The 26123-nt window shown below is 39.9% G+C and carries 17 protein-coding genes; 15 read left to right on the top strand and 2 right to left on the bottom strand.

Annotation, left to right across the window (positions count from 1 at the left end; translation table 11 throughout):
• Positions 1-2: 2 nt before the first annotated feature.
• The 8 genes from IPZ59_RS00210 (at position 3) to IPZ59_RS00175 (ending at position 10177) form a co-directional block, all read left to right on the top strand.
• Positions 3-923 (top strand): NAD(P)-dependent alcohol dehydrogenase, encoded by a 921-nt coding sequence (locus IPZ59_RS00210; RefSeq protein WP_236137881.1) that lies wholly within the window; start codon positions 3-5, stop codon positions 921-923.
• A gap of 137 nt (positions 924-1060) precedes the next feature.
• Positions 1061-2248 carry an esterase gene (locus IPZ59_RS00205; protein ID WP_236137880.1) on the top strand — a complete coding sequence of 396 codons (1188 nt, stop codon included), beginning with the start codon at positions 1061-1063 and terminating at the stop codon, positions 2246-2248.
• Between the two features lie 117 nt (positions 2249-2365).
• A complete protein-coding gene (locus tag IPZ59_RS00200; RefSeq protein ID WP_236137879.1) occupies positions 2366-5551 on the top strand; it encodes a TonB-dependent receptor in 3186 nt (1061 codons plus the stop codon).
• A gap of 95 nt (positions 5552-5646) precedes the next feature.
• Complete coding sequence (locus tag IPZ59_RS00195; protein WP_236137878.1) at positions 5647-6300, top strand: Crp/Fnr family transcriptional regulator; 654 nt, start codon at positions 5647-5649, stop codon at positions 6298-6300.
• A complete protein-coding gene (locus IPZ59_RS00190; protein ID WP_236137877.1) occupies positions 6291-7304 on the top strand; it encodes an alkaline phosphatase D family protein in 1014 nt (337 codons plus the stop codon). The genes IPZ59_RS00195 and IPZ59_RS00190 overlap by 10 nt, the downstream gene beginning before the upstream one ends.
• 406 nt (positions 7305-7710) lie before the next feature.
• Positions 7711-8550 (top strand): transketolase, encoded by an 840-nt coding sequence (locus IPZ59_RS00185; protein WP_236137876.1) that lies wholly within the window; start codon positions 7711-7713, stop codon positions 8548-8550.
• A 12-nt stretch (positions 8551-8562) separates the two neighbouring features.
• Complete coding sequence (locus IPZ59_RS00180) at positions 8563-9522, top strand: transketolase family protein (protein ID WP_236137875.1); 960 nt, start codon at positions 8563-8565, stop codon at positions 9520-9522.
• Positions 9515-10177 carry an HAD family hydrolase gene (locus tag IPZ59_RS00175; protein WP_236137874.1) on the top strand — a complete coding sequence of 221 codons (663 nt, stop codon included), beginning with the start codon at positions 9515-9517 and terminating at the stop codon, positions 10175-10177. Before IPZ59_RS00180 ends, IPZ59_RS00175 begins: the two co-directional genes overlap by 8 nt.
• A gap of 256 nt (positions 10178-10433) precedes the next feature.
• Here IPZ59_RS00175 and araA read toward each other — a convergent pair whose 3' ends face one another.
• Entirely contained in the window at positions 10434-11939 is a 1506-nt protein-coding gene (gene araA / locus IPZ59_RS00170; RefSeq protein WP_236137873.1) for an L-arabinose isomerase, read from the bottom strand.
• A 129-nt stretch (positions 11940-12068) separates the two neighbouring features.
• A complete protein-coding gene (locus IPZ59_RS00165) occupies positions 12069-12779 on the bottom strand; it encodes an NUDIX hydrolase (RefSeq protein ID WP_236137872.1) in 711 nt (236 codons plus the stop codon).
• A gap of 490 nt (positions 12780-13269) precedes the next feature.
• Between IPZ59_RS00165 and IPZ59_RS00160 the strand changes: the two genes are divergently transcribed.
• The 7 genes from IPZ59_RS00160 (at position 13270) to IPZ59_RS00130 (ending at position 26115) form a co-directional block, all read left to right on the top strand.
• The gene (locus IPZ59_RS00160; RefSeq protein ID WP_236137871.1) at positions 13270-15612 is read left to right on the top strand and encodes a glycoside hydrolase family 127 protein; all 2343 of its coding nucleotides are present in this window, start codon (positions 13270-13272) and stop codon (positions 15610-15612) included.
• A 55-nt stretch (positions 15613-15667) separates the two neighbouring features.
• Entirely contained in the window at positions 15668-17332 is a 1665-nt protein-coding gene (locus tag IPZ59_RS00155; protein WP_236137870.1) for a ribulokinase, read from the top strand.
• Between the two features lie 222 nt (positions 17333-17554).
• Positions 17555-17917, top strand: a complete 363-nt coding sequence (locus IPZ59_RS00150) for a four helix bundle protein (RefSeq protein WP_236137869.1) — start codon at positions 17555-17557, stop codon at positions 17915-17917.
• 24 nt (positions 17918-17941) lie between these two features.
• Entirely contained in the window at positions 17942-18640 is a 699-nt protein-coding gene (locus tag IPZ59_RS00145; protein WP_236137868.1) for an L-ribulose-5-phosphate 4-epimerase, read from the top strand.
• A gap of 12 nt (positions 18641-18652) precedes the next feature.
• Complete coding sequence (locus IPZ59_RS00140) at positions 18653-19801, top strand: aldose epimerase family protein (RefSeq protein ID WP_236137867.1); 1149 nt, start codon at positions 18653-18655, stop codon at positions 19799-19801.
• Between the two features lie 194 nt (positions 19802-19995).
• Entirely contained in the window at positions 19996-21975 is a 1980-nt protein-coding gene (locus tag IPZ59_RS00135) for a sialate O-acetylesterase (protein WP_236137866.1), read from the top strand.
• Positions 21976-22782: 807 nt separating this feature from the next.
• Complete coding sequence (locus IPZ59_RS00130; RefSeq protein ID WP_236137865.1) at positions 22783-26115, top strand: SusC/RagA family TonB-linked outer membrane protein; 3333 nt, start codon at positions 22783-22785, stop codon at positions 26113-26115.
• Positions 26116-26123: the final 8 nt, after the last annotated feature.

Raw genomic sequence — 26123 nt, 5'->3', positions numbered from 1 at the left:
CAATGAAAGCAGCTCTATGTACAGCCTATGGAGGCCCTGAAGTCTTGAAAATCGCTCAGGTACCTAAGCCTCAGCCCAAAAGTCATGAAGTATTGATTGCTGTGAAAGCTACTGCGGTCAATTCCGGTGATGTGCGGGTGAGAGGATTGGTTGCGGAGGGAATCATGAAGGTGTTTATGCGCTTGGCAATCGGGATTACCAAACCGAGAAATCCAATTTTGGGAACCGTATTTGCCGGAGAAATCGAGGCTATTGGAGCTAAGGTAACCAAGTTTAAGGTTGGAGATCAGGTATTTGGGATGACTGGATTTAAGTTTGGGACACATGCCGAATACTTGTGCATTTCAGAAAATGGGAACCTTTTTGCCATGCCTAGCAATACAAGTTACGAAGAAGCTGCTTCCTTGATATTTGGAGGACAGACAGCTATTTTTTTCTTGGAATTCCTAAAAAAGCTTCCTCTCACCAAACCTCGGGTACTGATTTTGGGAGCGACCGGTTCGGTCGGAGTTGCAGCCGTACAAGTGGCTCGATACTATGGCGCAGAAGTCACGGCTGTTTGTAGTAGTGATGGTTTATCCCTTGTGAAACGATTGGGTCTCGAGTATGTAATTACTTACGATGCTGATGGGCTCCAGGCTCTTGGTGGCAAGTTCGATTTCATCTTGGATGCCGTGGGTAAGTATTCCAAAAATACAATCAAACCTTACTTGGCTGCAAGGGGTGTGTTTAAAACTGTTGGTGGATTTGAGTACGCATCTGAGTCAGTCGATCAGTTAAAACTGATAAAGAAATTGGCAGAGGAACAACAGTTGACACCAGTTATCGACAAAGTTTTTAGCTTGGAAGCCATAGCAGATGCACACCAGTATGTGGATAGCGGGCGAAAAAAGGGGAATGTGGTTGTCGTGATGGGGTATTAGCGATTGTTAACCACGTTTTTTTAATATCTTTACTAGAGTTGATGGTTTCTAAATCATTTACAGGTTGTGTACCGATTCTTACCTAAGAAAAGCCATTCAATTGAGTGGACTTAAATCCATTATTAATTTTAAGGTTTATGAAAAATCAAATGTTACGTTTCTTTGCATTTCTATTGTTTGCAACTAGCACCTATGCTCAAGAGGCAATTTTTCGGTCTCAAAACTTGATTTCTCCTGAAATTGAGGGTGATGCAGTCACCTTTCGGTTTTTCGCTCCTCAGGCTCAACAAGTAGAAATTACTGGTGATTTTTTACCTTCTATTAAAGTAGAATCATCCATGGGAACTGTAGATGCGCCAGGTAAAGTATTATTGACAAAAGATGAAAAAGGCGTTTGGGAGTTTCGAGCGGATAAGCTTGCTCCTGAGTTGTATAGTTACTCCTTTTTGGTTGATGGACTTCCTGCCATTGACCCTAATAATCCTTTTTTGATTAGAGATGTAGCTTCAGTTACCAATATTTTCATTGTAGGAGGAGCACAAGCCGATCTGTACAAAGTACAGCAGGTACCTCATGGGACAGTGGCCAAGAGATGGTACCCTTCAGTGGGTTTGGGAATGGAAAGAAGATTGACGGTATACACTCCCCCAGGATACGAAAATTCTACGCAAGCCTATCCGGTGTTATATCTCTTGCATGGTGCAGGAGGAGATGAGGAAGCTTGGATAACTTTGGGAAGAACTGCCCAGATTATGGATAATCTCATAGCCCAAGGCAAATCAAAACCGATGATTGTTGTAATGCCCAATGGAAATGTGATCCAAGATGCTGCTCCAGGAGAGGGAAGTCGGGGTTTTTATAAACCTCAATTTATGATTCCGCAAACCATGGATGGTACTTATGAAGCCAATTTCAACGAAATAATAGATTTTGTAGAAGCCAATTACCGGGTGAACAAAGAAAAATCCCAAAGAGCCATTGCAGGGCTGTCCATGGGTGGATTTCATACGCTGCATATTTCCCGCTTCTATCCCAATACCTTTGATTATGTAGGCTTGTTTTCGGCGGCTATTATGCCAAGGGAAGATGCTACCGGAAGAGTTTATAAGGATATCGATGCTACCTTACAGCAACAGCGGGATAATGGCTATCAATTGTATTGGATAGCCATAGGGAAAACCGACTTTTTGTATGATGCTAATCAGGAGTTTATCAAAAAGTTGGATACCGTGGAGATGCCTTACACTTATGTAGAAACTGAAGGTGGGCATATCTGGAGAAATTGGCGCATTTATTTAAGTCAGTTTGTGCCCCAGTTATTTTAAATCGGTTTTAATTCAATGTGAAGGAATATTTACTAATGCTTAACATGTTAATTTTTAACATTTGAGGAATTTGGAAGCATAGAGATTTGTGGTATACAAACCATCAATCTTTATCACATGATTACCAAATTAACAGTTAGTTCAATTGCGAAAGGCTTGGGAGTCCTAGTACTCCTTATAGCCCTTTTTTCGCTCAATGAAGTGAACGCACAAGCTACGAACGCAACAATTGCGGGACTTGTGCTAGATGATTCTAAACAACCACTGGTTGGAGCAACGGTGGTAGTTAGAAATGAGTCCACAGGCTTTGAAGCCGGTACGGTTACTGGAGTGGATGGAAGATTTCAACTACAGCAGCTTCCTTTGGGAAGGCCTTATTCTGTTTCTATTTCTTTCATTGGTTTTAATCCTCAAAAACTTACGGGTTACCAGTTGAATCAAGGGGATAGAGTTAACCTAGAAATTGCCATGGATTATGGGGATTCAGATTTGGCAGAGGTTGTCGTCTCCGGTGATAGTTTTAAAAATCAACTGGATAAGCTAGGTGCTGTCACTGCGATTGATTCCAAACAAATCAAAAATTTACCTACAGAAGGAAGGAATTTCACTAATTTGACTGCATTGTCGCCACTCCAAGGTGGTGGAGGTCTCAATTTAGGTGGGCAAAGGAGAACATCTACGAATGTAACTTTGGATGGGGTTAATGCACGTAATCAGCTCACAGCAGGTGAAATCGGAAGGGGGCCATACACCGTATCCATAGAAGCAATTCGTGAATTTGAGGTTGCCACAAACTCATATGATGTGACTCAAGGAAGGCAAGCAGGCGGAGCTTTGAATGCTGTAACCAAAGCTGGCACGAATACACTTGAAGGTTCTGCATTTATGTATCATCGAAATGATAACCTTGCAAGCCCTAATGACATCCGAGGCAATCGTCGGGATGTGAGTTTCTACAACTATCAATGGGGCTTTAGCTTGGGTGGTCCTATCATCAAAGATAAGCTTCATTTTTTCACTGTTTTTGATAGGCAGGATGCTGGAGAACCTGTATTTATTGCCGATATCCGGGATGAGGATGATGAACGCAGACTTAGAATAAGAAAAGATTCGTTGGATAAATTTATTGATGTGGCAAGAAGGCTTTATGGAGTCGGTCCTGAACAACAAGTGGGTGAATTTTCTAGGAAAACCGTAGCAAACACTTTTTTTGCCAGATTGGATTGGCAGATTAATAAGAATAACAAACTTACCATAAGGAACAATTACACAGATTGGAATAACCCTTTTTCTGTAAATGATAATACTGCGATCAATTTGGCGGAAGTTTGGGGTGATTTTTCATCCAGAGAAAATAGCTTATTGTTTTCTTTGCGCTCTATTGCAAACGCAAGTACAACTAATGAGTTGAAGGTTCAGTTTCAGCATGCAGAACGGGCATTTTCCGTCAATAGACAGTTGCCTGTCTCAAACATGCCCCGAGCCATCGTTCGGATAGTTTCACCATTCCCTACGGAAAACAATCCCAACGCAATTCAGACAACGAATGTGCAAATTGGTGGGCAACGTTTCCTCCCCGAAACCAACAAAGAGCAGCAAGTACATATTGTCAATACCACGTACATGCAAAGAGGGAAGTTTAATTTCACCTTTGGAACGGATAACATGGTCACTTATTTGGAAACCTTGTTGTCAAATGAGCAAAATGGACGCTTTTTTTACAATTCAATGCAAGATTTTGAAAATAACAACCCATTTAGATATGCTAGAGAGGTTCCACTTCAAGGATTACCGATTGTTAAGCAAACAGTTGTTGATTTATCAGCTTTTGGTCAAATGGAATACAATCCTCATAGAGATTTGAATCTGGTGTTGGGAGTAAGGTACGATGCTACTATTTTCATGAATGAAGCTGCATTTAATCCAAGTGTTTTCAATCAGTTGGGCCTTCGCACGGACAATAAGCCTGCAGATTATAGAAATATTCAGCCGAGAGTTCAATTGACCTGGGATATTAAAGGAAAAAATACAGATGTATTGAAGTTTGGAACAGGTTTGTTTGCAGCGCAACCGCATTACTATGCCCAAGTAAATAATATTCAAAATTCTGGTGTGATGCTAGCGGCAATAGATGTGCAAGGGGCTTTGGTTCCTGAAGCTGATTTCATTGGTTACAGGAATGGTGTAGAAGCTCCAGGAATCCCAGAAGGTGCCAGTTTTATCTCTACCATTAATAGTATTGCAGATGATTTTAGGGTACCCAATACCTTTAAAGCGAATTTGAATTATAACAAACTATTCAATGACCGCTTTCGGGCAGGGGTCAATATGATTTACTCACATACGTTCAATAACTATGTTTATTTAGAGCGTAATTTAGTAGATGAGCCATTTTTTAGATTGACTAATGAGGGGAATAGAGGAGTTTTTGTACCAGCAAACACCATAGGTGCCAATGGTCAAACCAATTGGCTAAATTCGAGAAAGTCTCAAGAGGTCGGAAGAGTACTAGAGTTAAATTCAATTGCAGCAGGTTATCAGTATGCATTGATTGTAGATGGAAGTGTTCGGATTGGTAAAGATGGATATTTCACCGCTTCATATACCTTTAATCAAGCATTTGACAATAGTTCCTACAATTGCTGTGTAGCAAATACCTCTACTTTCCTTCCTGTTGTAGATGATTCAAGAAAATTAAATTGGTCCTACTCTGACAATCAATTTAGAGATAAGATCGTGTTGAACGGTGCCACACCTACCTGGAAAGGCTTCGTAATGGGAGCCACATTGATAGGAATTGGAGGTTCTAGGTATTCATTCTTAGTGTCAAACGGGTCGTTACAAGGTGATTTTCCTTTAAACAATGCCCTAGCCTTCGTTTTTGATCCTAATGACCCCAATACACCTGAGGCTATCCGTGATGGATATAATGCAATTCTTAATGATCCTAACACAGCCGAAAGCGCTAAGCAATATTTAAGAGAAAGCTTTGGAGGAATTGCTGAACGAAACGGGGGAGAAAACCCCATGTTTTATAACCTGGATTTAAGGTTGCTCAAAAACATCAATATTGTCAAAAACCAAAAACTAGAATTATCTGCAGATGTCTTTAACTTTATGAATATGTTAAGCAAGGATTGGGGAGTCAATAATAATTTGAGTAGCTCCAGAAACCTTCAAAGCATCAGGGGATTTAATCAAGCCACTCAACAATATATCTACAATGTGGAGCAAAGTGTAGGTGTTTTGCCTATCAATGGTACACCTTGGAGAATTCAACTGGGGCTTAGATATTCATTCTAGTTCATGGCTTTGTGATTAAGTGAAAATTAAGTTATTGTAAAAAATGAGGAAGGGTATAGATTTATTTTTAGCTCTTTCTCATTTTTAAAATAAAAATGGATATTCTTGCTTATTTTAAAGAGGTCCTTTCTGAAGAGGAGTATGCTAACCTGATTACCACAAAAGTCATTAAAAAAGGGGCTTACATTTATATACCCCCCAATAAGCCTTTAGAAATGTTTCAGGTCAAAGCAGGTGCAGTTAAAATAGGAACTTATTTGGAGGACGGTACAGAAGTGTCTTATGATATCTTATATCGAAATGAGGTTTTTGGGAATTTAAGGTATCTCAACGGGCAGTTTTTTGAATTTGCGAAGGCCTTAACTGATTGTAGAATTGTCACCATTGAATTAGGTTTTTACAAAAAAATGATTGTCCATGACCCCATTATTTCGGATTGGTTTAATCGGTCCACAATTATGAGGTGGTGTAGGATGGAAACTCGATTGTTTAAAATTTGCACGATGAGTCCCATCAGCAGGTTGCAAGCGTTATTTCAGGAGTTTTCTGAAAGCGTTGTAGATGCTAAAGGAGCAACTGTTTCAGTGAATTCATTGCTTACTATTGTAGACGTAAGTCAGATGTCAGGCCTAAGTAGACAAACCACATCGAAGTTGCTAAAAAAGTTAGAAAAGTTAAAGATTGAAAACTCAAGTAATTCACAATATCAATTTATCAACAAGATTAATTCATCTAAAAAATGCATTTAAAAAAAATCATCAGTGCTATCACAGCCATCATGCTGTGTTCCTTGATTGTTAGTAGTTCGGTTTTGGCACAGCAATACACTATTACAAAAATTGCTTTTGGATCCTGCAATAAACATGATCTTCCTCAACCCTTGTGGAAACCAATCACTCAAGATAACCCGGAAGTTTTTATGTGGCTCGGAGATATCATTTATGGCGATACTCATGATATGGCCTTGCTCAAACAAAAGTATATGGCTCAAAACGCTATTCCAGCATATCAAACATTGAAGGAGAAATCACAAATAATTGGAGTTTGGGACGATCATGACTATGGCATCAACGATGGTGGAAAATTTTATAGTAAAAAAGAAGAATCTCTTCAACTACTATTAGACTTTTTAGATGAGAAGGCTAACAGTCCAAGAAGAAAGCAGCAAGGGGCCTATGCCTCTTACGAGTATGGAATAGGCGCTCAAAAAGTAAAAGTTATCTTGTTAGATGCTAGGTTTAATCGAGACACGCTTTACACGGAGGATAAAGTTTATCAGCCAAATCTGACAGGTAGTATTCTTGGGGAGGAACAATGGGCTTGGCTGGAACAAGAATTGAGAAATAGTACAGCGCAAGTGAATTTGATAGCTTCTGGAATCCAATATATTCCAACTGAACATCCTTATGAAAAATGGTCTAATTTCCCCAATGAGCGAAAAAAACTTTTTGATTTGATTGCAAAATCAAATGTTAAAAACCCAATATTAATTAGTGGTGACAGGCATATTGCTGAAATATCTAAGTGGCAAGATGAAAATTTCCCCAATGGTATTTATGAAGTTACTTCAAGCGGTCTCACTCATGTGTGGAGAAGTTATAGGGAAGAATATAATCCGTATAGAGTAGGAAATCTGATTGCTTCTTTACATTATGGATTAGCAGTGATTGATTGGGAAACAAAAGAAGTTATCCTTCAAATCAAAGGAGAGGAAGGCCAAGTCTACCTCGAACAAAAGCTACCAATCAATTGAGCCATATACTTTTGAACCTATGGGCGAAATTACTTCTGTGAAAGTTTTTACCCCTTCATGAACTCAAAGCCCTGATTCATGAAGAAAAGAGTTGCTTTCATGAACTTTGCAATTTATTTATTCTTAAAGAATGTATGTTTGTAAGGTATTCAGGGGATAAGCTTTGTAAGATTATATTTTTTGGTGACGACAACTCTTTTTTGAACTTTAAATCCGTTCTTCTGGCTGGGGAACGGATTTATTTTTTTATCCAATTCAGATTAAGGGAGTCATTTTACAATGCGGTATACACAAAACTCATTTGATTCTGAGCAAAAATGAAATCGGTTGCAAAAAATTGGTTCTATAAGTGTATTTTTCACACTTTGTATCTATATTTAGCATTCAAACCTATTAGATTTAATATATGAATAGTAATCAACTAAAAGAGATTGCGACTCAAGTGAGGCGTGATATATTGCGCATGGTGCATCAGTGCCAGTCCGGGCATCCCGGTGCTTCCTTAGGTTGTGCAGACTTTTTTGTAGCGCTTTATTTTTGGAAACTCAAACATGATCCGCAGTTTTCGATGAAGGGAAAAGGGGAAGATTTGTTTTTCCTTTCCAATGGGCATATTTCACCCGTTTGGTACAGTGTATTGGCACGTGCTGGATATTTTGATGTGCGTGAACTTGCAACCTTTCGAAAGTTAGATTCGCGTCTTCAAGGTCATCCGACGACCCATGAAGGTTTGCCTGGTGTGCGCATTGCATCTGGTTCACTTGGTCAAGGGATTTCGGTAGCAATCGGTGCTGCTTTAGGTAAAAAACTGGATCAAGATACCCAAAAGGTAATTGTATTAACAGGTGATGGGGAGTTGCAGGAAGGACAAAACTGGGAAGCGGCCATGTTTGCCGCACATCATAAAGTGGACAATCTGATTGCCTTTGTAGATTTCAATGGACAGCAGATAGATGGGCCTACGAAAGAGGTGATGGATAATGGAGATCTAGCAGCCAAATTCAAAGCCTTTGGCTGGGAGGTGTTAGCTGCGGAAGGTAACGATATGGACCAACTATGTGTGGATATCAATGCAGCGTTTGAAGCCTCTGGCAAGGGGAAGCCAGTGGTAGTTTTACTGCATACAGAAATGGGCTTTGGGGTTGACTTTATGGTAGGAACCCATAAGTGGCATGGAATAGCCCCGAATGATGAGCAATTGAAAAATGCTCTTGCTCAATTACCGTCAACCCTTCAGGATTATTAAACCAAGAAACCGATGATTTTAGAATATACAGAAAAAAAGGATACCCGCTCAGGATTTGGTGCAGGGCTTTCACAATTAGGCGAAACGCATACAGATGTAGTGGCATTGTGTGCGGATTTGATTGGCTCACTCAAAATGGGGGATTTTCAAAAGAAATTTCCCGAAAGATTTTTTCAAGTGGGTATTGCCGAAGCCAATATGATGGGGATTGCCGCAGGTTTGACCATCAGCGGGAAGATCCCATTTACAGGTACTTTTGCTAATTTCAGTACGGGTAGGGTATATGACCAAATCCGTCAGTCCATCGCTTATTCGCATAAAAACGTAAAAATCTGTGCTTCTCATGCAGGCCTTACCCTAGGGGAGGATGGCGCTACCCATCAGATCTTGGAAGATTTAGGGATGATGAAAATGCTTCCAGGAATGACAGTCATCAACCCTTGTGATTACAATCAAACCAAAGCAGCTACCCTGGCTATTGCCGATCATTATGGTCCGGTTTATTTGAGGTTTGGAAGGCCAGTAATTCCAGTTTTCACTCCGGCTGATCAGGTTTTTGAAATTGGAAAAGCTTGGAAAATCAAAGATGGTAAAGACGTTACGATCTTTGCTACGGGTCACTTGGTGTGGGAAGCCGTTTTGGCAGAAGAAATCCTAAAAGCTCAAGGAATTGATGCGGAAATTATCAATATTCACACCATCAAACCACTCGACGATGAGGCTGTTTTGGCTTCCATCCAGAAAACGGGTTGTGTTGTGACGGCCGAAGAACATAATCGTTTAGGTGGGCTAGGGGATAGTATCGCCCAGGTAATTGTATCCAAGCATTTGGTTCCACAAGAGTATGTCGCTGTCAATGACAGCTTTGGAGAAAGTGGTAAGCCTGAGGATTTGATGAAAAAATATGGATTGGATGCATTGACCATCGTCGAGAAGGTGAAAAAAGTCATCCAAAGAAAAAATTATGAGTAAATCATTTGAGGCAATTTTATTTGATCTGAACGGTACCATCATCGATGATATGGCCTACCATGCCAAAGCTTGGCATGATCTCCTGGTCCAAGATCTTCAGGTAGACATTACGATCGAGCGGGTTTGGTTAGAGATGTATGGCAAAAACAGTGAACTGTTTGCCCGTGTACTAGGGCCAGATGCTTTAACAGAGGAAGAAATGCACCATTGGTCCATCAAAAAAGAGAAACGGTACCAAGAAGTTTACAAAGAGTTAATTGCTCCCATCGAAGGCTTTCAGTCATTTATGGAGTTGCTTCAGGGAAAGAATTATAAAATAGCGCTAGGTACGGCCGCCATTCCTTTCAATGTTGATTTTTCATTGGATGCTTTGGGTATTCGATCTTTCTTTGATGCCATTGTTCATGCGGATGATGTGGTGTTAAGTAAGCCCAATCCCGAAGTTTTCTTGAAATGCGCTTCTGCTGTAGGTGTAGCTCCTGAAAAATGTGTGGTTTTTGAAGACTCACCTAAAGGGGTGGAGGCGGCCCGAAAAGCAGGAATGCAGGCAGTAGTTCTGACCACCATGCACCCCAAAGAAGATTTTGCCTATTTGGATAACATTCTCTTTTTCATCCAAGATTACAGGGATGAAAGCTTAAATTTATTCAAATGATGGTTTGAAAAATTTCTCTAAAAAAGGAATGTGATTATCCGCAATTAAGCAAGAGTCAACATAATATCCGAACTATTGCGGATAATGGACCAAAGTCAACTGTCCACTGTCAACAGATGCTTGAAAGCATAATGAGTATATTCATTTGTTTAGCTACTGGAATAAAAGGGGATAATCATAAAAAGGAATATTATTTACTAAACAAAAAAAGCAGAACGGGTTAGTCGTTCTGCTTTTTTTATTTGTTCTGTTTTGTTTACATGCCTAATTTATAAAAAGCATCACTCCATTTGAGTTCTTGTTGGAGTTGCTTCAAAGAGGTTCCTTGTCCAATCGTGATGTTTTCAATCCCTGCAATTTTTGCAAAGTCATCCAAATGCTCAGTAGTCAAGGATAAACTGAAACAGGTGTGATGTGCACCTCCCGCATAAATCCATCCTGCACAACCTGTCTGCATATCAGGGAGTGGTTTCCATAAGACTCTAGCTACCGGAAGATTAGGGAGTTTTTCTGTCACAGGTATTGCTTCCACTTCGTTGACTACGAGTCTGAAGCGATTCCCCATATCTACCAAAGAGGCATTGACTGCCGGCCCTGACTTTCCATTGAACACCAAACGAACAGGATCCTCTTTCCCACCTATTCCAAGAGGGTGAACTTCGCAGCTGGGTTGATCTGCTGCTAACACTGGGTCTACTTCCAACATGTGTGCACCAAGTACTAATGGGTTTGAGGGATCAAAATGGTAGGTGTAGTCTTCCATAAACGCACTGCCACCTTGAAGTCCAGTTCCCATGACTTTCATGGCGCGGACCAATGCGGTTGTTTTCCAGTCGCCTTCTCCCGCATAGCCATAACCTTCGGCCATGAGGCGTTGGGTGGCTATTCCAGGCAATTGTTTCATACCATGCAGATCTTCAAATGTATTGGTAAAGCCTTTGAAGCCTCCTTCTTTCAAAAAGTTTCGCAGCCCAACTTCAATTTGTGCAGCATCAATCAAGGAAGAACGACGATTACCCGTGGATTTGAGTTGGTCAGCTAATGTGTAGGATGCTTCATAATCATCAATCAAAGCTTGGATTTCTTGATCGCTAGCAGCTTGAATAAATGCAACCAAATCTCCTACTGGAAAGGTGTTGACAGCGAATCCAAATTGCAATTCTGCTTCAACTTTATCTCCCTCTGTAACGGCAACATTTCTCATGTTATCACCGAAGCGAGCAAATTTAGCCCCTTGCCAATCTGTCCAAGCAGCAGCTGCCCTTGCCCAGGAATCAATTTGGCGATGAACATCTGGAGATTGCCAGTGACCTACGACTACTTTTCGTTCGATTTTCATTCTGGAAACCATGTAGCCAAATTCCCGATCCCCGTGTGCACTTTGATTGAGATTCATAAAGTCCATATCTATCGTATTCCATGGAATATCTCTATTGAATTGAGTATGAAGATGTAGCAGGGGCTTCTGCAAAATTTTCAAACCGTTGATCCACATCTTGGCTGGAGAAAAGGTGTGCATCCAAGTAATGACACCGATACATGCTGAGGACTGATTCGCTTCTTGGCAAATCCGGTATATTTCTTCGGTAGTTTTGACAGTGGGTTTAAAGATGACTTTGACTGCAATATCCTTTGAGGAATTAAGTTCTTGCGCAATTAATTGAGAGTGTTTTGCTACTTGTAAGAGTGTTTCCTCGCCATATAAGTGTTGGCTTCCTGTTAGAAACCAAACTTCACTCTCTGTAAGAATGTTACTATTCATCCGTTATGTAGGTTTTAGGTTTGATTTGAAGATATAGTTAAGTGTATTTTAAACACTAAATAAAATAGCTATTATGTTTTCTTGAGGTGAGTACGGACATGGAGTTCCAACTTTAAACTAGTATTTTAATTAATCTGAAAAGAGCGATGTATCACTTTTAGAAATAATGGTTAAAATATTGGTGATGTTTTTCTCATAAAAATCCTCGTTGAGTGAATAGTAAAATGCACCCTTTTTTGAGCTAGACTTATCCTTTTCTTCTGTTTTCTCTAATAAATTACTAGAGAGAAGTTTACGTGTAAAGTTACGTTTGTCCAGTTTGGTGTCATACAGCCCCTCATACATAGTCTGCAATTGTGGCAAGGTAAATTTTTCTGGAAGTAATTCGAATAAGATAGGGTGAAGGGCTGCTTTGTAGCGTAGGTGCTGTAATGCAAGCGCCACCATATCTCCGTGATCGAAAATCAGTTTTGGAATTTCTCTGATCGAGAACCATTTGGCGTGAAAGTCATTGTTGATCTGTTTATTGTATTTTTCAATATCAATCAGTGAAACATACGGCACAGCAATTACGCGCTCAATCGGATCTCGTGTAGGTTGACTAAATACTGACATTTGATCCAAATAGACATCATGAAGTCCTGTCAATTGCTTGAGAATCCGTTGGGCAGCCTTATCCAACGTTTCATCCATCTGAACGAATCCTCCCATTAAGCTCCATTTTTCCTTTTCAGGAGCAAATCCTCTTTGGATGAGCAAAATTTTATAATCTTCTCCATCGAATCCAAAGATGATACAATCCACCGCAACAAGCATTCTTGTTTGATTCGAGTATTTCATGCAGTTTTTTTTTGGAAAAATAAGTGAAAATCATTTTAATTCCAATTTTTACACTTAATAAGAGTCCGAAACTATGCTTTCAAGATAATTTGGAATATTTATCGGTTGAATGTATATCATTGGATGGCTTACATATAAAAACGCACATCTTTTACACGATTTTTTAAATCATTGATAATCAGTAATTAAACACTTGTTTCATGGGTATAATCTGCTAGATCATGGATCTTTATTTTAATTAGTGTAAAAAAAACATTTAAAAATTTGCTATTCTATTATTTTTACTTCAATTTCGAAAAAGTAATAGCTCATAGGGTTAAACGATTGAGTAAAAGCAATGTATTTGGGTTAGTTGTTATTGGAAATTAAAGCAGGCGGATTGAAAATATCCGCCTTGCTTTACTTTCTTTTCAAAAGAATATTCACTTTCAAACCTATAAACCACTTCAAGTAAGGCATCAACGCCTTACTTGAATTTTGTAAAGCATTCATGAGTTACAAGGCTTGTTTACATATCATTGGATTCTTTTTTATTCATGTGCTGAGTCTTCAAGCACAGACCTCTGGAGTGGATTTTTTTCGTTTAGACCAAGTCACTTTATTGGAAAGTCCATTCAGTCAAGCGATGAAAACCAATCAAGAGTATATTCTTGAAATGGATGTAGATCGCCTGCTTGCTCCATTTATGAAAGAGGCTGGGTTATCTTGGCCGGTTGCAAATTATGGGAACTGGGAAAGTGGAGGACTGGATGGACACACAGGTGGGCATTACTTATCTGCTTTAGCGATGACTTTTGCTTCTACAGGTGATCCAGCGATTGAAAAACGCCTAGATTACATGTTAGAGCAATTACAAATTGCTCAAGAAGCGAATGGTTCAGGATATCTGAGCGGCGTACCCGGAGGAAAAATAATCTGGGAAGAGCTGAGAAAAGGCCAAATCAAGGCAGGAAGTTTTTCTTTAAATGACCGTTGGGTGCCTTTGTATAATATTCACAAAATCTTTGCTGGCTTAAGAGATGCCTACCTAATCGCAGGGAAGGAACAAGCCAAACCTATGTTGATGGGGCTTACAGATTGGTTTTTAGAGCTTACAGCAACCTACACAGAAAAGGAATTTCAAGAGATACTCATCAGCGAGCATGGAGGCTTAAATGAGATTTTTGCAGATATGTATGAATTAACTTCTGACCCACGCTATTTGACCCTTGCTAGACAAATGTCTCACCAAACATTGCTGGCACCATTAACGGAAGGGGAAGATAGACTGACTGGAATGCATGCCAATACACAAATCCCTAAAGTGATTGGGTTTCAGCGAATAGCAGCACTTTCGGGCGATGATGAACTGAGTCAAGCTGCTCAATTTTTCTGGGATATAGTGGTCAATCAGCGCTCAGTTTCCATAGGAGGAAATAGTGTTCGGGAGCATTTTCATCCTGCCAAAGATTTTTCATCTATGATTTCATCCGAGGAAGGTCCTGAGACTTGTAATTCCTACAACATGCTGAGACTTTCCGAGAAACTATTCCAAAAATCTCCTCAGGCCAGCTATTTTGACTATTACGAACGCACACTTTTCAACCACATTCTTTCCAGTCAGCACCCTGAAAATGGAGGCTTTGTTTATTTTACTTCCATGCGCCCTAATCATTACAGGGTATATTCTCAGCCACATGAAAATTTCTGGTGCTGTGTAGGCTCTGGTTTGGAAAACCATGCCAAGTATGGGCATGCCATTTATGCAACTAGTGAAGATAACCTATTCATCAATTTGTTCATAGCTTCTGAACTTGATTGGGAAGATATGGGAATCAAGTTAATTCAACAGACAAAATTCCCTTTTCAGGAAGGAACAGCCATTAGTTTTGCTCATGAAGGAGCTGTAAAAGCTACGCTTCGTTTGAGATACCCAAGTTGGGTTGCTCCTGGAAAATTGAAAGTTTTTGTCAATAAGGAAGCAATTGAATTGCTGAGAGATAGCAATGGTTATGTGATGATTCAAGGGGTATGGTCCAAAAATGATCATATTGAAATTGAATTGCCTATGGAGGTAAGGAAGGAACAACTTCCCGATGGTTCGCCTTGGGTTTCTTTCCTTTATGGCCCTGTAGTCTTAGGGGCAAAGACCAGCCAAGAAGGGCTTCAGGGATTAATTGCGGATGGAAGTAGGATGGGACATGTAGCTGCAGGACCGATGACTCCGCTGGAACTTACCCCTGTTTTGAAAAGAGAATTGGAAACATTACCGACAAAGGTATCAGATGGTTTAACTTTTGAATTAAAGGCGGAAGAATTGTTGGCTACCACTTCATCTATTGAATTGGTTCCGTTTTTTTCTATTCATGATAGCAGATATCAAGTCTACTGGCCTGAAATCGACTCGCAGAAGTACCAAGAGTTTAGACTGGGACTGCAGTCGAAAGATCAATTGATTCGAAAATTAGAAGCCATAACGGTCGATAAAATTTCTTTAGGCGAGCAGCAACCGGAATCTGAGCATGCATTTAAGGGGGAACAAACCGCAACAGGTCAGCAAGATGGGAGCTTTTGGAGAAGTACCCAATCATTTATCTCCTATCAGTTGAAAAATACCAATTTGGAAGGAAAAGTTTTGAGGATTATGCTTTTCAAGCCTGAAAATGATGAGGCTTACAAGCTTTTTCTCAATGGGGTATGGGTGGATATGAAGCCAAGGCAACTAGTTGCTGGACAGATGGTTGTTCATGAATTTGATTTTGAAGAATCAATGGGAGAGATGTTGGATATCAATATTCAAAGTGTTGATGGAAAAGTAACACCAAAGTTTCATCATATCCGATTAATGAAATAAATCTTTCTGTTCCTGTGAATTTGGTTGTAATGATTCGTGTAAAATAATTGAAAAAATGAGTAATCAATTTGTTATAGGATTAGACTATGGATCCGACTCAGTAAGAGCGGTGTTAGTAAATGCTGCAACAGGAGCTACTGTAGGCAGTCATGTTTTTTGGTACCCTCGATGGAAGCAGGGATTGTACTGTGATCCTGTAAAAAACCAGTTTAGACAACATCCATTGGACCATTTGGAAGGATTGCAAACTACTATCACGGCAGTTTTGAAAGAGTCAAGAGTAGATCCAAAATTAGTAAAGGCTATTTGTGTAGACACTACGGGTTCGTCTCCTATGGCGGTCAATGAAAAAGGACAATCCTTGGCCATGACTCCTGAATTTGCGGAAAACCCTCACGCCATGATGATCCTATGGAAGGATCATACAGGCATTGGAGAGGCTGATGAGATCAATGAAGTGGCGAGAACTTGGGGAGGAATTGATTATACCCAATTTGAAGGGGGGATTTATTCTTCAGAGTGGTTTTGGGCGAAAATTCTTCGAACAATTCGAGTGGATGAATCGATTAAAAATGCAGCGTATTCATGGATGGAGCATTGTGACTTCATTACAGCCCAGTTGATAGGTTGCCAGAACCCATTAGAGCTTAAAAGAAGTAGATGTGCAGCAGGCCACAAGGCCATGTGGCATGAGTCATGGGGCGGATTACCTTCCAAAGAGTTTTTACAACTATTTGACCCATATCTTGCAGCGCTAAGAGACCGTCTCTACGAGGAGACATATACTTCAGACGCAGTTGCAGGAAATCTCAGTCAGGATTGGGCTGAAGTTCTAGGTTTGTCCACCTCAGTAGTCGTGTCAGTTGGAACTTTTGACGCGCATGCAGGAGCTGTGGGGGCGGAGATTTCTAAAAACACCCTTATGAAAGTCATGGGAACGTCTACTTGTGACATCATGGTTGCAGAGAAAGCGATTTTAGGAGATAAATTAATCCCCGGAATTTGTGGTCAAGTGGATGGCTCTGTGATACCGGGTACAATTGGACTAGAAGCAGGTCAATCTGCCTTTGGAGATGTATTGGCATGGTTTAAAAAACTTCTTTTAGACCCTAGTATCGAGTTGATTCAAAAGAGTAGTTCCATTTCTGAAAATGAAAAAGCTTCTTTGATCGCAGAATTGGATGATCAGTTATTGGTCAAACTTTCAGATGAAGCATTGCAAATTCCTGTGGAAGAGTCGACTATTGTTGCTTTGGATTGGATTAACGGAAGGAGAACACCTGATGCCAATCAGGCATTGAAGGGAGCGATCAGAAATCTGAATATGGGTTCGGATGCTGCGAGGATATTCAAATCATTGGTAGAGTCCATTTGTTTTGGTTCCAAAAGGATTGTTGATCGATTCAGACAGGAAGGTGTACAGATAGATGCAGTGATCGGCTTAGGAGGAGTGGCAAAGAAGTCCACATTAGTCATGCAAACTTTGGCAGATGTGTTGAATATGCCTATCAAAGTAGCCACTTCCGAGCAAGCGCCAGCCTTAGGTGCGGCTATGTATGCAGCCGTGTCTGCAGGTATTTACCCTAACACTCAAGAAGCCATTCAAGCCATGGGTTCAGGGTTTGACAAAGTCTACTATCCTACCCCGGAGCATGTGGAGGTTTATGAGAGACTGTATCAGGAGTATGTATCTTTTGGGAAATTTGTTGAAAAAGGATGAAGGCAGAGGGATGAAGGCAGAAGCTAAGATTAGTAAATAATAAACGATATGTTAGTCGATTATAATCGGATAGTGTGTCATGATGTCCATAATTTTCTACAAAAAAGATATGGATAGAGATTTAAGATTTTAGAAGGTAGAATTTAGATTTGATTTTACAGTGTATAAACCTGATCCATAAAGCCTTAAAGGAATAAAAACTTAGTTAAAAAGATATTCGCTATGCAAGATCAGCTTAAATCTAGAACCAAAAAATTTGCTCTCCATGTACTTGATTTGGTAGAAAAATTCCCCAATCTGACAGCTGCTCGAGTGATTTCATATCAGCTTGTAAAGTCAGCTACTTCAATAGGAGCTAATTATCGAGCTGCTTGTAGGGCTCGAAGTGATAATGAGTTTATTTCTAAGCTTCAAATTGTATTAGAGGAAGCTGATGAATCAGGATATTGGCTAGAGTTGGTTAAAGAAAAAGCTTGGATTGAAGTAGACTCATTATTGAAAGAAGCTAATGAGTTGACAGCAATTTTTGCTAAAACCTTGATAACAATGAAAAGTAAGAAATCTAAGAATCATCCAAAAATCTAAAATCTAAAATCTAAGATCTAAATTATGTATGATAACATAAAACACGCTTGCTACGAAGCCAATATGCAACTACCCCAACTCGATTTGGTGGTGTATACCTTCGGAAATGTGAGTGCCGTGGATAGAGAGAATGGTGTTTTCGCCATCAAGCCTAGTGGAGTGCCTTATGAGCAATTGACGGTGAAGGACATTGTGATCGTAGACTTTGACGCCAAGGTGGTGGAAGGTAAGATGCGACCGTCGTCCGATACTAAAACCCATGCCTTTTTGTACAAACATTGGGAAACTATAGGAGGGATTTGCCATACGCATTCTACCTATGCTGTTGCATGGGCACAAGCACTGATGGATATTCCGAATTTCGGAACTACCCATGCGGATCACTTGACTGCTGATATTCCATGTGCATCTCCTATGGCCGATCATTTGATTGAAGGAGATTATGAATACAATACCGGGCAGCAGATTTTGGACTGTTTTGCCGAGAAAAACCTCAGTCCGGCGGAAGTGGAAATGATTTTGGTTGGAAGTCATGGCCCATTTGCTTGGGGAAAGGATGCATCCAAAGCTGTTTACAATAGCAAAGTATTAGAAGAAGTAGCCAAAATGGCCTATTTGACATTGCAAATCAACCCTCAAGCAAAGCGTTTGAAGGATGCTTTAGTAAAAAAACACTATGATCGCAAGCATGGATCTAATGCCTATTATGGCCAAGGATGCTGAAAAATAACCACTATGAAAAAACAAAATCATTTCTTCTCGCTACTCATAGCCGGAATAGTATTCATGACCAGTTATGGATGTTCGGCTCCTAAAAACGAAACACTACAAATGGAATCAAAGACTATCAATTTTGATGTTAAGATAAAAGAAGTCCCTGTGGGTGAGAATACCGCCAAAGTCTTTTTATTGGATAATGGTAATGGCATGCAAGTGGAAATCTCCAGTTTTGGGGGAGTTATTTCCAAATTGATTGTTCCAGATAAAGATGGAAATAGCGAAAATATCGTGTTGGGCTATGATCAAATTGCTGATTATGATACCAATGATTACTATTTCGGATCAGCGATTGGTCGCTTTGGAAATAGAATTGCAGGAGGAAAGTTTGAAATTGACGGAGAGTCTTACCAATTAGCAACCAATGATGGAGACAATCACCTACACGGTGGGCTACTGGGGTTTAACCGGGTTTTTTGGAATGCTTCCTATGAGGAGGGAAAAGAGTCCATGATTGTAAAAATGACCTACATAAGCCCTGATGGGGAAGAAGGATATCCGGGAAATCTCATAACAACCTTAACGTTTGAATTGACAGCTGATAACAAATTATTGTTAGCGTTTACTTCGGAGACAGATCAGCCAACCATTGTCAACCTTACCCATCATGGGTATTTCAACTTGAGTGCGATGAAAGAGGATGTATTGGGACATCAATTAACGCTCTATGCATCAAAATACACACCAGTCGATGAAAACCTTATTCCAACAGGTGAATTGAAAGCTGTAGCAGGAACTCCCTTTGACTTCAGCAGCCCACGATTAATCGGAGAAAGAATAGCCCAAGTACCGGGTGGATATGACCATAATTATGTAGTGAAAGAGTCTCATTCTTCAGAGTTGGTAAAAATGGCAACCTTGGAGCATGCTGGTAGTGGACGCGTGATGGAAGTCTATGCAGATTCACCTGCCGTACAGTTTTATTCTGGGAATTTTCTAGATGGGAAAGTCACTGTCAATGGAGTAACTTATAGTCAATACATGGGCTTGTGTTTGGAGCCTCAAACATTCCCTAACGCACCCAATGAACCAAGTTTCCCTACTTCTCGCTTAAATCCAGGTGAGACCTACAGCCATAAAATCCAGTACCATTTTTCAGTAAAATAAGAAACTGGAAATGCCTGTTGATCGAGAAGTCAAAAAGAAAAATGAATAAGGATGGGCATTTTGTTCATCCTTATTTTTTTTTGTAGCTGTCTCAATTCATGACATTTAATGAAATCGGTTGCATTATTCGAAAATATTCTACAGATTTACCCACAGTTCAGTTAGAAAAACCCAAGTAAACCAATTCAAATTGTATGATTTCATCTCAAAGGGCTACTTTTTCAATTAAAAGTATTCTTGTCTTGATAGGAGTTTGCTTCCTAGCTTGGGGTGAAGTGTATGCTTCCTTGCGATTACCCAAACTAATCAGTGATGGCATGGTTTTGCAGCGCGAGCAAACGGTAAAGATTTGGGGATGGGCCGAGGTTGGACAAGTAATCAATGTCCAAATTTTAGGAGAGAAGCTCACTACAACCGCAGGTGTTGATGGATCATGGGAAGTTGTTCTTGAACCACAGCAAGCGGGTGGCCCATATAAGATGATGGTCTCTACGCTTTCTGAAAGCATTCAAATTCAGGATGTTTGGTTTGGGGATGTTTGGTTGACTTCAGGACAATCCAATATGGAAACGACTATGGAGCGGGTTTCTCCGCTTTTCCCAGAGGAGTTTCAGTTAGCAAGCTATCCGACAATTCGGTATTTTGATGTTCCGGATAGGTACAATTTCGTGGAAGGGAATCAGGATTTTTCTTCGGGAACTTGGTTGAAACCCACCAAGGAAACGCTGCCTGCATTTTCTGCTATTGGTTATTTTTTTGCTAAAAACGTAGCTGATACCTACCAAATCCCTGTAGGAATCATCAATGCGAGTGTTGGTGGTTCTCCTATTCAGGCTTGGTTGCCAAAAGATGCGTTAAAAAAATTCCGCCAAGATTATGAGGAAGCAGCTTATTTTGCTCGAGATGGCGTAATTGAAGCGCTTGAAAAATCAGATAGAGAAAAAAAGGATGCTTGGACCCAGCATTTGAATAAATCTGATCTAGGTTTATCAAAAGATAATGTCCCTTGGTTTGATCCCTTATTGGACGATAGTTCGTGGAGACTGATACCTGATTTATTTTCAATTCCCGAATTGGAGGGCGAGCTTCAAAATGGAGTTTTTTGGTTTCGAAAGGAAATTGTCCTAACAGAGGCGCAAATACCGGATTTAGAAACTGCTTTGTTAATGGGAACGATGGTGGATAGCGATCAAACATTTGTCAATGGAGTGATGGTTGGAAGTACGGGCTACCAATATCCGCCAAGAAGATATACGATTCCAGTGGGAGTATTGAAACCGGGAAAGAATGTGCTTACAGTCAGACTGGTAAGTGAACGGGGAAAACCTCGGTTTATTGAACAGAAGCCGTATTCCTTAGCTGTCAACGATGGGTTTATTGAACTGGAGAAAGATTGGAAGTTTGCAATTGGAGCAGTAGTGAAGCCTGCTCCTAACCAAACAAGTGTTCGTTTAAAACCTTTAGGACTTTTCCAGGGAATGATTCATCCTTTGAAACCGATTTCATTCACTGGCATTCTCTGGTATCAGGGGGAATCGAATACAGGGGCAGTGGAGGTGTATGAACAACAGTTTCATGAATTGATAGACGGATGGAGGAGGTTCTGGAATAGATCAGAACTACCCTTTATCTTTGTTCAGTTGCCCAATTTTATGCAGCCTTCAAACACTCCTCAAGAGAGCAATTGGGCCAAAATGAGGGAAATTCAGCGCAAATCTTTACAAATACCTTACACAGGTATGGCTATAACTATAGATGTTGGCGAAGCCAATGATATACACCCGTTAGATAAGAAATCAGTGGGAGATAGATTGGCATTACAGGCCAGAAAGCTTGTTTATAATTTTTTGGATGGACCTTTTTCAGGTCCGCTTGTCGGAAGTGCAACAATAAAAGAGCGAAAAATACATCTTACTTTTTCGGAAGTCGGGAAAGGTCTGGAAATTCGGTCGGGCGATTCACTTAAAGGCTTTGCCATTGCAGATGAATCGGGAAGGTACCATTGGTGTAAAGCATCTATCATCAGCCCATCTGTTATCGAAGTTTCAGTACCTGAATTTGTGAAGGATTTCAAAAGTATCCGTTATGCTTGGGCGGACAATCCAACCCATGCCAATTTGGTTAATCACATCGGATTGCCAGCCTCTCCCTTTCAACTTGATTTAAAGCCTTAAAAACCGGTTATTCTATCAAAATTTTAAGTTTGATAATAAATCGAGTATCAACTGTAATTTGCATATAATCAATATTTCAAATTTGTAAACATTTGTTTTTCGAGCAAACACAGTATTAATTTGGGGTTTACAATCTGAATCAAAGAGTATTTTTTTGGGGTTCCGTAAATAAGCAAGTATTTGTATTTTTTTTGAGCATTTTTTTTCTGAAAAAAAATGTATTAAATAATTGATAATCAGTAACTTTACTTAAGCGTAACAGTCTTTTTTATCGAAAAAAAAGGCAAACCCCTCTCAGTTTGCTTAAATGGCCAATTTTCTGCCATTTTTTTGATTTTTGTAAGCGCAATGTTAAATTTAAGTTATTGAAAATCAGATATTTAAATATATTTTACTTTTTTAATTTTTCATTCTCAAAGTATATATTTGATTGTGTGGATTACCAATAACCCAAAATAAAAATGAGTAAGCTTTCTAAAAACAAATTACTTTTGGCTGCAATCGATTCCGTGAAAAAGGAAAGCGATTGCAAAATCTGTTTTTCACCCCCTGATTATCTTTTGATTGGCGCTCGATTTCATAATCAATTGACACATGCACTATCTAATAGGCTTCGGCTTATCATTAGTTCATTGAACTGTCTTTTGATGAGCAATCTATTCTATGTCTCAAACCTAACTATCAAATCTAGTACATTTCAAGCCCATGGAAAATTCTTCTTAGAAAATGACTGTAGACTACATTCAAATGATCACGCATACGTGATCCTTAATTTTAATTCAAACCTAATTTAACCTTACCAATTTTATGAATAAAAAATTACTAAGGCTAAGTTTTAACTTCTCATACAGAACCTTCGGGCTTGTATACTTATCAGTTTTTCTCTCGATGAGTATACAGGGATTTGCAAGGAATGAAGTACCGAACACTTCTTACCATTTAGAGGCTGATTGGTCAACGGAGGATATTAAAAAATTAGCAAATCAACCCACAAATGTTAGTTCAGAAGAATTAACTAAGAAAGATGATCCTTCTCATGCAAAGAAGGAAAGGAAAGCAAAAAGTAACTCCTCATCCAAGTTATCCAAGGAAAAGTCAGCTGTAGCTTTTCAGGAGATCAGGGGAGTAATTACAGACAAAAATGATGGGATGCCAATCCCAGGTGTTACTGTTTTGATCAAAGGTACCTCGCGCGGAGTTGCTACGGGTGTAAATGGAGAATTTAAATTGGATGCTCAGCCGGGTGAAATTCTTGTGGTAAGCTTTATCGGTTTCAGATCAGTAGAAATACTCGTAGAGGCAGGTAAAACAGTTTACAACATAGAAATCTCTGAAGCTGAGACTTCGCTCGAAGAATTTGTTGTGATTGGTTATGGTGAGCAGCGAAGAGAGACATTGATTGGAGCTGTTTCTCAAACAAGAGGAGAGGTATTACAACGGACTGGAGGGGTTTCCAACTTAGGTGCGGCACTACAAGGTAACTTGCCTGGTTTGATTGCTGTGCAAAGTGGCGGTGCTCCTGGAGATGAGCAGCCTCAGATTGTGATTCGTGGTAACAATACCTGGAATGGTAACGGACCGTTGATCTTGGTTGATGGTGTAGAAAGACCTGAATTTTTCAACAATATGGATATTGGATCGGTAGAAACCATTTCTGTATTGAAAGATGCATCTGCAACTGCTGTATTCGGCTCCCGTGGAGCAAACGGTGTAATCATTGTCACTACCAAAAGAGGTAAAGAGGGGAAGGCAGAAATTGTAGCTAGAGTCAATACTACAGTCAAATCTCCGTCCAAACTTCCTGGTAAAATGGATGCATACGATGCGATTGGAATCAGAAATCAAGCAATTGAGCGTGAATTATCTGTGAGTCCACAAGCATGGACGCAAATGATCCCTCAAGAAATAAGAGAGAAATACAGAAATCCTGCAAACTTAGAGGAGTTTGAAAGGTATCCAAATATTGATTGGCAAAATTACCTTTTCAAAGATTACGCTATGGCGTATAATGCCAACTTATCTATAACTGGAGGTACTAAATTCACTAAATATTTCGCAGCATTCGATTTTCAAAACGAAGGGGATTTATTTAGAGAATTCGATAATGGCAGAGGTTATCAGCCAGGTTATAATTTCAATAGACTTAACTTCCGAAACAATCTAGATTTCCAATTGACATCTTCAACTGTTTTGAAAGTCAATTTGGGAGGAATCTACGGTGTTCGTAAAACACCTTGGAATGGTAGCAATGACGCGAATTTTTGGAGAGCAGCATTCAGAAACCCGCCAGATGTGTTTCAGCCGAGATATTCAAATGGTCTTTGGGGGTATTATCCTTTAGATGACTTTGGAGCAATCAACTCAGCAAGAGTTTTGGCTATTGGGGGTATAGAAAACACTACCACAACTAGTTTATCTACCAACATTGTTTTGGAACAAGATTTAAGCCGCATTGTCAAAGGCTTAAACTTTAGAGGTACGATTGCTTTGGATAATACGTTCACAGAAGTTGGCCGTGGAGTCAATGACTTGTTCAATAATACAGAGGAAATGTGGATCGATCCAGTTACAGGACGTGTTAACTTGAAAAACAACTTTGATAACAGCAATTTCGACTTTTTTCAGCCCATCGCTTGGACTACTCAAGGTGGTACTGTGCAAGGAGCCCAAAGAAGATTATTCTATCAAGCTCAATTAAACTACACAACTACTATTGCAGATAATCATAATATCAATGCCATGGGATTGATGATGAGACAGGAGGATGCAATTGGTAATATGATTCCTAGTTATCGCGAAGATTGGGTGTTTAGAACGGTATATAATTACAAAAACAAGTACCTGGCAGAGTACAATGGGGCCTACAATGGCTCAGAAAAATTCGGTATTGACTATCGTTTTGCTTTCTTTTCCTCCGGTGGTATCGGTTGGGTAATTTCGGAAGAGAGTTTTATGAAAAATATCAAACCAATTGACTTCCTTAAGGTAACGGCTTCTTATGGTGAGGTTGGAGATGATAACATTGGTGGACGTTTTCTTTTCATGAATCAGTGGGACTTTGGAGGTTCCTCTAGAATGTCTTCTGTCGGTTGGAGAGGTGATTTTAGTCCTTTTACTTGGTATAGAGAATCTGTTTTAGGTAACCCGAATGTTCGATGGGAGACGGTTTACAAATACAACTTGAAGACCGAATTCAGCTTATTCAATGGGTTCTTAGATGGTAGTTTTGATATATTCCGAGACAATCGAGTCGATATCTTGATGGCTGGTGATCGTTCCATTCCTAGTTATTTTGGAGTGCAAGCGCCAGCTGCCAACCTAGGAAGAGTAGAGACTACTGGGTACGAAATCGAGTTGAGATTTAACAAGATCTTGAGAAATGGGATGAGATTGTGGGCGGATGTTGCTGTGACTCGTGCAGTTGATATTGTGATCAATAGAGATGATCCTGAGTTTTTACCAGAGTATCAGAAGCAAGCTGGTTTCCAATTGGGACAAGCACGCTCTCACATCAACAGTGGATTTTACAATACTTGGGATGAACTATATGCAAGTACACCTCATAACACCAACAACGGTGGAAAGCTTCCTGGAGGGTATCAAATTTTAGATTTTAACGGTGATGGATTGATCGATGCATTTGATGCTGCACCTTATGGTTTTTCCAACATTCCTCAAAATACCTTCAATACCAATATCGGTATGGAGTACAAGGGTTTTTCTTTCTTCATGCAGTTTTACGGTGTGACGAATGTGACTAGAAGTATTCCATTCACCAACCTAGATGGCCAAAGAAATTTGGTGTATGATGAAGGTACGTATTGGTCTAGAGATAACCCTGATGCAGGCACTCCGCTTCCAGTGTGGTTAACGCCAGTATCCTATTATTATGGTGCTCGGTATTTATATGATGGCTCGTTCCTTCGCTTAAAAAATGCTGAGATTGCTTACAGTGTTAATCCAGAGCGGGCCAAGAGGCTCGGTATGGGAGGCTTAAGAGTATTCCTGAATGGTAATAATCTTTGGGTATGGAGTAAAATGCCTGATGATAGAGAATCAAACTTTGGAACAGGTCAGGCGTGGGAGGGTGCTTACCCTATGATGAGAAGGATAAACCTTGGTTTAATGATGTCATTCTAAATTTGAAA

It is taken from the genome of Mongoliitalea daihaiensis (assembly GCF_021596945.1).
GTDB classification, from domain to species: domain Bacteria; phylum Bacteroidota; class Bacteroidia; order Cytophagales; family Cyclobacteriaceae; genus Mongoliitalea; species Mongoliitalea daihaiensis.
This window is presented reverse-complemented; position numbering and strand designations above follow the sequence as displayed.

Excerpts from the sequence above, each read along its gene's own strand:
- IPZ59_RS00130 (WP_236137865.1), top strand. The coding sequence starts at position 22,783 with ATGAATAAAAAATTACTAAGGCTAAGTTTTAACTTCTCATACAGAACC.
- IPZ59_RS00210 (WP_236137881.1), top strand. The coding sequence starts at position 3 with ATGAAAGCAGCTCTATGTACAGCCTATGGAGGCCCTGAAGTCTTGAAA.
- araA (WP_236137873.1), bottom strand. The coding sequence starts at position 11,939 with ATGAATAGTAACATTCTTACAGAGAGTGAAGTTTGGTTTCTAACAGGA.
- IPZ59_RS00140 (WP_236137867.1), top strand. The coding sequence starts at position 18,653 with ATGAAAAAACAAAATCATTTCTTCTCGCTACTCATAGCCGGAATAGTA.
- IPZ59_RS00135 (WP_236137866.1), top strand. The coding sequence starts at position 19,996 with ATGATTTCATCTCAAAGGGCTACTTTTTCAATTAAAAGTATTCTTGTC.
- IPZ59_RS00155 (WP_236137870.1), top strand. The coding sequence starts at position 15,668 with ATGAGTAATCAATTTGTTATAGGATTAGACTATGGATCCGACTCAGTA.
- IPZ59_RS00190 (WP_236137877.1), top strand. The coding sequence starts at position 6,291 with ATGCATTTAAAAAAAATCATCAGTGCTATCACAGCCATCATGCTGTGT.
- IPZ59_RS00165 (WP_236137872.1), bottom strand. The coding sequence starts at position 12,779 with ATGAAATACTCGAATCAAACAAGAATGCTTGTTGCGGTGGATTGTATC.
- IPZ59_RS00175 (WP_236137874.1), top strand. The coding sequence starts at position 9,515 with ATGAGTAAATCATTTGAGGCAATTTTATTTGATCTGAACGGTACCATC.
- IPZ59_RS00180 (WP_236137875.1), top strand. The coding sequence starts at position 8,563 with ATGATTTTAGAATATACAGAAAAAAAGGATACCCGCTCAGGATTTGGT.
- IPZ59_RS00205 (WP_236137880.1), top strand. The coding sequence starts at position 1,061 with ATGAAAAATCAAATGTTACGTTTCTTTGCATTTCTATTGTTTGCAACT.
- IPZ59_RS00185 (WP_236137876.1), top strand. The coding sequence starts at position 7,711 with ATGAATAGTAATCAACTAAAAGAGATTGCGACTCAAGTGAGGCGTGAT.
- IPZ59_RS00160 (WP_236137871.1), top strand. The coding sequence starts at position 13,270 with ATGAGTTACAAGGCTTGTTTACATATCATTGGATTCTTTTTTATTCAT.
- IPZ59_RS00150 (WP_236137869.1), top strand. The coding sequence starts at position 17,555 with ATGCAAGATCAGCTTAAATCTAGAACCAAAAAATTTGCTCTCCATGTA.
- IPZ59_RS00200 (WP_236137879.1), top strand. The coding sequence starts at position 2,366 with ATGATTACCAAATTAACAGTTAGTTCAATTGCGAAAGGCTTGGGAGTC.
- IPZ59_RS00145 (WP_236137868.1), top strand. The coding sequence starts at position 17,942 with ATGTATGATAACATAAAACACGCTTGCTACGAAGCCAATATGCAACTA.
- IPZ59_RS00195 (WP_236137878.1), top strand. The coding sequence starts at position 5,647 with ATGGATATTCTTGCTTATTTTAAAGAGGTCCTTTCTGAAGAGGAGTAT.